Source organism: Campylobacter sp. P0109, from assembly GCF_002138755.1.
In the GTDB taxonomy this organism is placed as follows: Bacteria; Campylobacterota; Campylobacteria; order Campylobacterales; family Campylobacteraceae; genus Campylobacter; species Campylobacter devanensis.
The window spans coordinates 1-8,839 of the sequence record NZ_MJKK01000014.1 but is presented as its reverse complement, the minus strand read 5'-3'; the positions used below and the strand labels follow the sequence as shown (position 1 = coordinate 8,839).

11 protein-coding genes are annotated in these 8,839 nt (G+C 34.4%); all 11 read right to left on the bottom strand.

All coding sequences use genetic code 11. The features are described 5' to 3' along the window. Positions 1–305: 305 nt before the first annotated feature. Positions 306–452, bottom strand: a complete 147-nt coding sequence (locus CIGNP109_RS08490; RefSeq protein ID WP_180378837.1) for a hypothetical protein — start codon at positions 450–452, stop codon at positions 306–308. Between the two features lie 460 nt (positions 453–912). After that, positions 913–2,460 (bottom strand): hypothetical protein, encoded by a 1,548-nt coding sequence (locus tag CIGNP109_RS08195; protein ID WP_086228898.1) that lies wholly within the window; start codon positions 2,458–2,460, stop codon positions 913–915. 3 nt (positions 2,461–2,463) lie between these two features. Further along, positions 2,464–2,751, bottom strand: coding sequence for a type II toxin-antitoxin system RelE family toxin (locus tag CIGNP109_RS08190; RefSeq protein ID WP_086228897.1), 288 nt, complete (start codon positions 2,749–2,751; stop codon positions 2,464–2,466). Beyond that, positions 2,751–3,038: a hypothetical protein gene (locus CIGNP109_RS08185; RefSeq protein WP_086228896.1), complete on the bottom strand. Its 288-nt coding sequence runs from the start codon at positions 3,036–3,038 to the stop codon at positions 2,751–2,753. The genes CIGNP109_RS08190 and CIGNP109_RS08185 overlap by 1 nt, the downstream gene beginning before the upstream one ends. Before the next feature lie 444 nt (positions 3,039–3,482). Further along, a complete protein-coding gene (locus tag CIGNP109_RS08180; RefSeq protein ID WP_086228895.1) occupies positions 3,483–3,821 on the bottom strand; it encodes a hypothetical protein in 339 nt (112 codons plus the stop codon). Positions 3,822–3,831: 10 nt separating this feature from the next. Continuing rightward, complete coding sequence (locus CIGNP109_RS08175) at positions 3,832–4,908, bottom strand: replication initiation protein (RefSeq protein ID WP_180378836.1); 1,077 nt, start codon at positions 4,906–4,908, stop codon at positions 3,832–3,834. Between the two features lie 164 nt (positions 4,909–5,072). Next, a complete protein-coding gene (locus CIGNP109_RS08170; RefSeq protein WP_001129922.1) occupies positions 5,073–5,447 on the bottom strand; it encodes a TnpV protein in 375 nt (124 codons plus the stop codon). Positions 5,448–5,498: 51 nt separating this feature from the next. After that, positions 5,499–5,885: a relaxase/mobilization nuclease domain-containing protein gene (locus CIGNP109_RS08165; protein WP_201789964.1), complete on the bottom strand. Its 387-nt coding sequence runs from the start codon at positions 5,883–5,885 to the stop codon at positions 5,499–5,501. Further along, positions 5,846–6,166 (bottom strand): plasmid mobilization protein, encoded by a 321-nt coding sequence (locus tag CIGNP109_RS08160; RefSeq protein ID WP_002595443.1) that lies wholly within the window; start codon positions 6,164–6,166, stop codon positions 5,846–5,848. The genes CIGNP109_RS08165 and CIGNP109_RS08160 overlap by 40 nt, the downstream gene beginning before the upstream one ends. Further along, positions 6,159–6,362, bottom strand: a complete 204-nt coding sequence (locus tag CIGNP109_RS08155) for a hypothetical protein (protein ID WP_086228893.1) — start codon at positions 6,360–6,362, stop codon at positions 6,159–6,161. Before CIGNP109_RS08155 ends, CIGNP109_RS08160 begins: the two co-directional genes overlap by 8 nt. 48 nt (positions 6,363–6,410) lie before the next feature. Next, the gene (tet(O), locus tag CIGNP109_RS08150; protein ID WP_086228892.1) at positions 6,411–8,330 is read right to left on the bottom strand and encodes a tetracycline resistance ribosomal protection protein Tet(O); all 1,920 of its coding nucleotides are present in this window, start codon (positions 8,328–8,330) and stop codon (positions 6,411–6,413) included. Positions 8,331–8,839 lie beyond the last annotated feature (509 nt).

Sequence of the window (8,839 nt, the reverse complement as noted above, 5' to 3'; positions counted from 1 at the left end):
TTTAAATTTCCCCCCTTAATAGTTTAAATTTCCCCCCTTAATAGTTTAAATTTCCCCCCTTAATAGTTTAAATTTCCCCCCTTAATAGTTTAAATTTCCCCCCTTAATAGTTTAAATTTCCCCCCTTAATAATCCGCAAATACCCATAAAATCGAGCTTTGAAGACCCCCTAAAAATATATAAAAAAAAATAAAAAAAAACGCGCGTATGTGCATACACGCATACGCACATACATACCACAAAAAAGTTAAATTATTTTTAATTTTAGGTAAATCAAAAATCTCTGATTTTTGAACTTTTATTTATTAATACACGCTACCAAAGTAGCGTGTAATTTTAATCGGTGCAAACTTGCTACCTAGCATTTTTTCGCTACGCTCAAAAAAGCAGATTTGCATATGTTCGCATTCGCTCACACGAAAAGCATATAATCGCTCACTTCGTTCGCTCAATGCTTTTCTCTCACATTTAAGGGGAAAATTAGTGTTATTTGTGTGTTGTGTTTGATTTGCTATCCATCATCACCACCACAATCACAAAAAAGCACAAAAATACGCAAAAAACCATAAATTAGCAAAATTAAGCATTTTAGGGGGGGGGTGGTGTGTTGGTATGGATTAAAGTGTTTTTTTTGATTTTAGGGGGTATTTTGTGCGTTTATGAGCGTATTTTTCTTTTTCTTTTTTTTCTAAGTGCGAAAAAATTGAGCGATAAAAAATAGTCAAGAGTTTTGAGCGATAGCGAAAAATCCACGAGCGAACAAAGTGAGCGACGCTCTTGACGATTTTTTAGAGTGAGATACAATGTAGCACTAAAAAAAGAAAAAGAGAAAATTAGGCAGGATAACCCTCACGAGCTCAGCACGAGCTCAGCACGAGCTCAGAAAGAAGCAGAATCCACCAAAAGGCGATTTTATCGATATTTGCGTATTTTTGGTTTGTTGTCTTCTTGTGTTTTGTCTTCGTTTTTGTGGATTAAGATTTTATCTATGCCGAGATCATCTTCTTCATTATGTGTTTGATCTTGCTCTGAATGTTCGATTTTATCTAATGTTCTTTTGTTATTTTCTTGCCATTTTTCGATTTTCTCTTTTAATCCAGTTCTTTTCTGTTTAATTTCTTCTAAGGCTTTCAAAGCGTGATTATATGCTTCTTTCAATGCTGGATTTTGTTCTAAAAGCTCGTGAAATCGTTGTTTTTCAGCTTTTAACTCAGATATTTCAGCGTTTTGAATTTCTATTTTTTTGTATGGTTCTTGATACAATTTATACATTTCTTCGAAAATAGCATCGTTATTGACTTTATTCCCCAAAAAGCTCTTTTTTGTGTGTTTTTCAACCAAATTTTGAAACCACGTTTCAAGCTCTTTTTTATTATCAAATCGCAATTTTTTCTTTTCAAGATTGATTTCTTGAAAGAATTCTTTGCTAAATCCTTGATTTTTACTATTTACTCGCAGTTGCTCAAGCTCTTTTTTTAACTCAGCTTTGCTTAGCTTTTCTTGTTCTAGCTCTTGATTTAAATCTTGTATTACTTTGTCTTTTTCCTTGAGCTCGGCTTCTCTTTTATCAATTCTATCATATAAGATTTCTTTGATTTTGTGTTCTCGCTCTTGTGCTTCTTGCTTGATTTTTTCGATTTCTGCGTTTAATTCAGTAATTGTTATATCTTGTTTTTCTTTTAATTCTCGTAATTTTTTGTAGTCTTCTGCGATATAAATAGATTTTTTATTATTTTCCGCTATCATCGCTTTTCGCTCGGCTTCTAAAATCTCTTTTAATCGTTTTTTTGATAGTTTTTCATCTTCTAATTCTTGATCTTTATCTTGAATTACTTGATTTTTAGCTTGTATTACATTGTCTTTAGCTTCTAATTCTTGTTTTATCGCTTTTAATTCTCGCTCTTTTTGCTTATACTCTCTGTGTTCTAATCGCTGTCTTTTACTTTCTCGCTTATCTATTCCACGCTCCATTTTTAGAATTTCGGCGATTTCTGTTTGTAGCTCTCTCAAATCTTGTGGTTTTATGTTTTCTAATCGCCATTGCTGTTTTTTGTCTTTATATGTGCAAAAATTCAAATGTGCGTGATAGTTTTTAACGGCGTATCCGTTGTCTGTGTAGTGTCCTTCATCCCTATGGATTGCGATTGCAGTGCAAGTGATATTAAATTTCTTTTCGATATGTTCGGCGACTTTTTTAACTTCATCCATTGTGTGATTGCTGTTTAAATTTAACACTCCCTCCCAGTGCGAATTCTCGAATTTTGGTCTTTTACCTTTTTTCCCTTTTTCAATTTTTGCAACTTCATCGGTGAAAATTTGTTCGGCTGTTTTTTCGTGTTGCCAATATTCGTTTGGCTCTCTGTCTTTTTCTTTTAGCAGATAAGATGGCTCGTCTTCTCTGAAATTATGTTTATATGAATGTCCGCTTGACTTCTGAAAATTAATCGACGATAATGCCATTTTTTATTGATAGAAATTCTCTCGTTGAGCGATTTTTATTATATGAATTATCAAACAATCTGATTTAACTTCAGCTAAAATTCTATAATCACGAACTTTCCAACGCCAAAAATTTCCTAAATTTTTCCAATGTCCTTGAAGTTTTTCTGCGTTTTTTAGCATAGTTGGATTATCACTTTTAGCTAAAATTTCTTTAATAAAAACATTAACTTCATAGATACCTTTTGGGTCGCCTTTTACTTGTTTATTTAAGTATTTTTCTACTTTTTTATCAAAAATAATTGTTTGCATTATTTAAATTCTTTCAAAATTTTTTCTCTTATTTCTTGTGCTTCTTGCGGATTTTTTTCCGCCCATTCTTGTGATTTTTTAAATGCTAAAGAATTATCTATTGTATAGAAATTTTGTGATTGTGGTTTGAAAGCATTTGCTATTTTATCGCTAAGATATTCAAGCAATTCGGCATTTTCTTTTGTTTGTTCTAGCAATTTTTTTTGTTTTTTTTCAACATTATTATATAAATTAGTTAATACATTTTTTTGAGTATTTTCAGATTTAACATAATCAATTGTTGCCATATTTTCCCCTATATTTATAAAAAATTTTGCTATTTAAGCTTGTCGAAATTAGCAAAATTTTTATATTTTTTACTTGAAATTATAGCGAACTTGTGAGTATAAGTCAAGTAAAAATATAATCGCACGTTTTACTTATGATGGCATTGCCATTTTATAAGTAAAGGATAGTGCGCACTATCCTTTAATATTTTTTCGCAAACTCAAAAATATTAAATCGTGCGAAACGCTTCTTTTATGGCAATGCCATTATTTAAGAAGCGTTTAAGCATTTTCAATTTAAATAATTTTCGATAAGCTCAAAGTATTTTAAATTGAAAATATCATTTTCAAAAATATTTCTCACAAGTTCGATAATTTTTTGAAAATGAATTGCCACTAGCGTGGAGCTATTTAAATAAATATATATCTCGACAAGCTCGTTAATATTTATTTAAATTAAATCGATTACATATCTTTTACTAATTCGCTTAAATCTGCTAAATTTGTATCTAAATCTTTATCTTTTTTGCTTTCATCGTTTGAATTTTCGCTCTCTATTTCGTTTTTTGGTAATAGTTCATCATCACTTAAAAGCAAATTTTCATCAATTTTTATATCTAAATTTAACGCACCGCCCCAAGATTTCATCAAGCTTAATTTTATTGCATTTGCTCTTTTTTCTCTGTCGCTGAGCTCAGCTTCAATTTTTTCTAATTGAGAGTATAGAATTTCTCTTTGAGATTGCAAGTCTTTACTCTCTAAATTCAGCCTGTGCAGTAGGTCTGTTAATTCTTTTTCTGTCATAGTGTCTCCTTTAAAATTTGATTTTTGTCATTAGATTACTGAAATTTTCTAAGTTTATATTTTTATTTTTTTCTTTTGCGTGTTCAATCTCTCTTTCTAGTTCAGCAATTGAGTTAAATAATTCAGATTTGATTTCGTTACTTTTCGTTAGACTGTATGTTACTTTTAGTTTGTTGTTGTGTTTTTCTACATTTAAAATTCTTGCATTTCCAAATTCAGTGCTGATTAATTTGCTAACATATAAATCTAAGTTTGGCTCTATATGTTCAGTTATTTGAATTTCTGATTTGTTTTCTTTAGATTTGTTGTTAGTTTCTTTAGTTTCTTTAGTTTCTTTAGTTTCTTTATCAAATGTAAATTCAATTCCGACAACAATACCACCACGCCCACGCCCACGCCCTTTGATTTTTTCATATTTTAGATTTTTAAATGCTGTTCTTGGCATATTAAAAAGATTTTTTTCTTCTGATAATTCTTTTACAGCTGATTTTAAAATTTCTTTATCAATTTCTGATATTCTATATTTAGTAGGTATATCGAGACGGCGTCTAAACTCATCAAAATCAAGTTTTAATAATCCAGTACTCCTAAATTGTTTCAAAAGCATATATAATCTTTTGGCGTATTTTCCGCTAAGACTCATAAATTCAGCTAGTTCAAATTGTGTAAAATTACTATTCAATTTATTGATTAAATAGCTAAAATCAGGATTAATTCTGACTTCTAAAGACTCTAAAATTTCAGCGTCTAAATGATCAATCGCTTTTGGATTTTTGATTGTATTAATTTTGAATGTTGGAAACATAGTAATATAATTATATGATGTGCGATCATCATTATGAGTTATATACTCAAATCCTCTTTGACGCATACGATCCGCCATAGTTTTTAGCATAAAAGCTAATAATTTACTATCATACGCACTGCCAAAAAAATTTGAAACTTCACTAACTGTAAATTTAATAATTTGTGTTTCTTTGTCTTTCAAATGATACAAAAGATTACAAAAAATATTCATTTCTTGCTCTTTAAACTCTGGAAATCTTAACTCGTTAAGTCGATTGTCATATGCAACAATTTCTTTCATTAAAATCCTTTCAGAAGCCGTTTTTAGCATTATAGCACATTAATTAATTTTTGTAAAGGGATAAAAATAATAATACTACCCTTAATTAGCTACCCTTAATAGTTTAAATTTCCCCCCCCCTTAATAGCCAAGCAAAATCTCTTTAAATATTGATATAAATCTGTTTATGCAAAAATAATTTCCTTTTCCACAATCTCCCTCGCACAAGCCCTTATGTTATTGAGGCATCCTGTCCATTCTAAGGCGTTTTCTGCCTTTAGCTGTTCCGTTATGCCCTGTGCCTGTTTCATACCCTCTATGAGCCTTTCAAAGCGTTCCTGTGCCTGTCTGTTGATGTCGGCAAGGTAGGCGTTTAGCCTGCCGCTTGTAAGAAGATTGGTGTATGTAACTTTACGGTACTGTTTTAGATAATCTAAATGCCGTTGCCCCCAGATGCCTATTGCCTGTTCTTCTTCGGCGGGTACAGTTAAGCACGGTATCAAATAATCCCCTTGCCTTTCGTATTTGCCGCCCAGTTCCTCAAATAATGATTTTGCCATTGTCTGTTACCTCCACATTCTTTTTTATTTTGAATGTCCGCAAAATCCGTCCTACATCCATTGGAGCTTATGACCGTTCTCATAATTTACGGAATTGACAATAAAGTGCGTGTGTATATGCCCCTTGTCTATATGCGTGGCTATCAGAACTTCATGCCCTTTCCATGCCTTTGTATGCTCTGCCAGCTCGACAGCGTTCTTGTGAGCCTGCTCCGGGGTTATTTCCTCGTCCTCATGGTAGGATTGCACATAATGCTTATAGGTTCTTCCGTCCGTCTTGCCCCACAGCTCCTTGGTGGCTTGCATTTCGTCCTTTACTGTATCTGGTTCACAGTGCAGACCGCTGACAAGCTTATCCTCTGTCTTTTCCTCTTTGGTCACATAGTCCAGTGCTTGCCCTATGCCTGCTTTTGAAGATACTGCTTTAATAACTGCCATACTTCTCTCACCTCTTTCATGGTGTTAGGAAGCTCTTGCTTATAGTCCACATATCCATTTTCATTCAGCTTCTTGGCTATCTGGTTCAGATTGTTGCCTTGCCTTTTCAGCTCTGGATATATCTCTTTCAGTCCGTCCAGATTGACAATGTTCGACTGTGTGAGGGCTTCAATGATATATTGCTGTTGGCTCTTTCCAGACTGCTCTACTTTTTCTTTTATCTGTGCAAGTTCTTCCTCTGACACTCTTATAACTATCTGCTTCGGTCTTGTCCTATTCATTGATGAAGTCCTCTCTTTCCTTTACCCACTTCTTAATGAGTTCGATTTCCTCGTTCATGTTCGGCTCTTTCTCTGGCTTCCAGTCCGCTCTCATGTCTTTCAGTTCTTCCAGTGCTTCTTCTAAGTCTGCCTTATAGCTTTCTAAATCTTCTTTTTCGCTTGCTATATATTCATCAACACTATTGTAACAAGGCACACACTCATAATCCTTTCAAATCTCATTTTATATGACTTTTGCAAGCTGTTAAGCTAACTTGTGGAACATATGCCGAACCTTATCTATACGGCTATTCGGGCGGCGGGGTTGGCAAATAAATTTACCAATAGCTGGCTGGTATCCTTTTAACTCTGTCAAGCAGACTCCCTGCCCATTTGTGAAATAAGTTAAATCGTTCCTGTATTCTTGAATACATCTAGCAGGGATTTCTCCTTTCAGAATGACCTCGTCATTCTTTATCTGAGTACTTACAATATCTGCACAATACCTTGGAGCATCATGATACGCCCGTGAGAGATATTCCTGCGGTGCATAAATTTCAAAGTGGAGATATGGCTCTAATAGTTCTGTCCCTGCTTTTTTTAAAGCCTGCTCCAATACGATAGGGGAAAGCAGCCGAAAGTCTGCGGGGGTACTTACAGGACTATAATACAATCCATATTCAAAACAGATTTTACAGTCTGTCACTTTCCATCCATACAGCCCCTGCTCGCAGCCATAAAGAACCCCCTCCATAACCGCATTTTGGAACGATTGATTTAAATATCCAAGTGAAACTCTGCTTTCATACTGCACTCCGCTTCCAATAGGGAGCGGCTCTATGGACAACCCGACAGAAGCCCAGAAAGGATTTGGCGGGACTTCTATGTGGATGGTATATTCTGCTTTTCTAAGCGGTCTTTCCATATATATAACAGTAGGCTCTTTTATTTCTGCCTCCACATGATATTTTTCCTCAAGGATGGCACAAATGACTTCCATCTGCAAATTCCCCAAAAAAGAAAGTATAATCTCATGCGTTGTAGTATCCACATAATATTTTAAAAGAGGGTCGCCATCTGAAATTTCTGTAAGTGCCCCAAGCAATATTTCCCGCTGTTCAGATTTCTTTACTGCAATCGTTGTTTGGAGCATAGGGAGAGGATTTTCAATAAATTTTCTCTGCGGCAACAGTATTTCGTTCCCCAAAATACTGTTTAGCTGCAAAACATCATTTGGTAAAATTACAATATCACCAGAGCAGGCTGTATCGGATGAATATAATTCACCGTTTGTCGGAACATACATCTCTGTGATTTTTATTTTCTCTTTTTCAGATATTCTAATAACATCCCTCAAATGCAATGTTCCGCTATATATACGCACATAAACAAAACGCCGCCTTTTCTCTGAATATTCAATCTTAAAAACCTGCCCGCATAGTTCAGATTGACCTTCAGGCGTTGATGAATAAAATTTACTGGCAATTACTTCTATAAGCTGCCGAATCCCCAGATTGTTTTTAGCGCTTCCGTGATAAACGGGAAATAACGTTCCGTTTTGGAATCTCCTGTTTTCTTCCTGTTCCAGTTCTGACATTTTAAACGGTTTCCCTGACATATATTTCTCTAATAGTTCATCGTTTCCCATAATTACCGCATCCCACTGTTCCATATCGTCATTGTCCGTTACATTTATATGGGGATGCTGCCCAACCTTTTGCTTCACTATAATTTCCGAAGAAAGCTTTGCTTTCATTTCCCGATATACCATTGGCAAATCAATCCCCTCTTGGTCAATTTTATTGATGAAAAAAATTGTCGGAATCTTCATTATCTGTAGTGCATGAAACAGTATACGGGTCTGTGCCTGTATGCCATCCTTTGCAGAAACTAATAATACTGCTCCGTCTAATACGGATAAAGAACGGTATACTTCCGCCAAAAAATCCATATGGCCTGGCGTATCTATAATGTTGACTTTTACATCCTCCCACTGAAAAGATGTCACTGCTGTCTGGATAGTGATTCCCCTTTGACGCTCCAAATTCATTGTATCTGTCCTTGTTGTGCCTTCATCTACGCTCCCTAGTTCTGCAATTGCACCACTGGTATACAATAAACTTTCCGTTAATGTTGTCTTTCCTGCGTCAACGTGAGCCAGAATGCCTAAGTTAATTATTTTCATGTAATTTTCCTCCTATCAACACCCAAAAAAGGGCATAAAAATACCCAGTGATAAATACTCCTATCACTGGGTAAATAACTCCAATAGCCCCAAAACACTTATATGTTTTCGGGCATATAAAATTACATGATAAAAGTATTCTTAAACTGGGTACAAAAAACTAAGCCCCATATTAAAAGTGAAACGGGACTGCTACTTTTTGTTCCCACTATCAAATTGACAGTTTATTTAAGAATACCTTGCCGCATATTTATTAACTCCTTGTATAATACTGAATCTAATTATATTCCTTAACCCTTTATTTGTCAAGCTGACAAACTAAAGCAGAAAAAGCGGCAGGATTTCCCCCTGCCACTAATCTAGATATTTGAGAGATTAAAACGAGATTACATTAATATCACTACCTTTAATCTTTAAATTTCCCCCCTTAATAGTTTAAATTTCCCCCCTTAATAGTTTAAATTTCCCCCCTTAATAGTTTAAATTTCCCCCCTTAATAGTTTAAATTT

What these genes read in the sequence shown, in the direction of transcription:
- CIGNP109_RS08190 (WP_086228897.1), bottom strand. Translation starts at nt 2,751, where the DNA reads ATGCAAACAATTATTTTTGATAAAAAAGTAGAAAAATACTTAAATAAA.
- CIGNP109_RS08195 (WP_086228898.1), bottom strand. Translation starts at nt 2,460, where the DNA reads ATGGCATTATCGTCGATTAATTTTCAGAAGTCAAGCGGACATTCATAT.
- CIGNP109_RS08175 (WP_180378836.1), bottom strand. Translation starts at nt 4,908, where the DNA reads ATGAAAGAAATTGTTGCATATGACAATCGACTTAACGAGTTAAGATTT.
- CIGNP109_RS08170 (WP_001129922.1), bottom strand. Translation starts at nt 5,447, where the DNA reads ATGGCAAAATCATTATTTGAGGAACTGGGCGGCAAATACGAAAGGCAA.
- CIGNP109_RS08165 (WP_201789964.1), bottom strand. Translation starts at nt 5,885, where the DNA reads ATGGCAGTTATTAAAGCAGTATCTTCAAAAGCAGGCATAGGGCAAGCA.
- CIGNP109_RS08180 (WP_086228895.1), bottom strand. Translation starts at nt 3,821, where the DNA reads ATGACAGAAAAAGAATTAACAGACCTACTGCACAGGCTGAATTTAGAG.
- CIGNP109_RS08160 (WP_002595443.1), bottom strand. Translation starts at nt 6,166, where the DNA reads ATGAATAGGACAAGACCGAAGCAGATAGTTATAAGAGTGTCAGAGGAA.
- CIGNP109_RS08185 (WP_086228896.1), bottom strand. Translation starts at nt 3,038, where the DNA reads ATGGCAACAATTGATTATGTTAAATCTGAAAATACTCAAAAAAATGTA.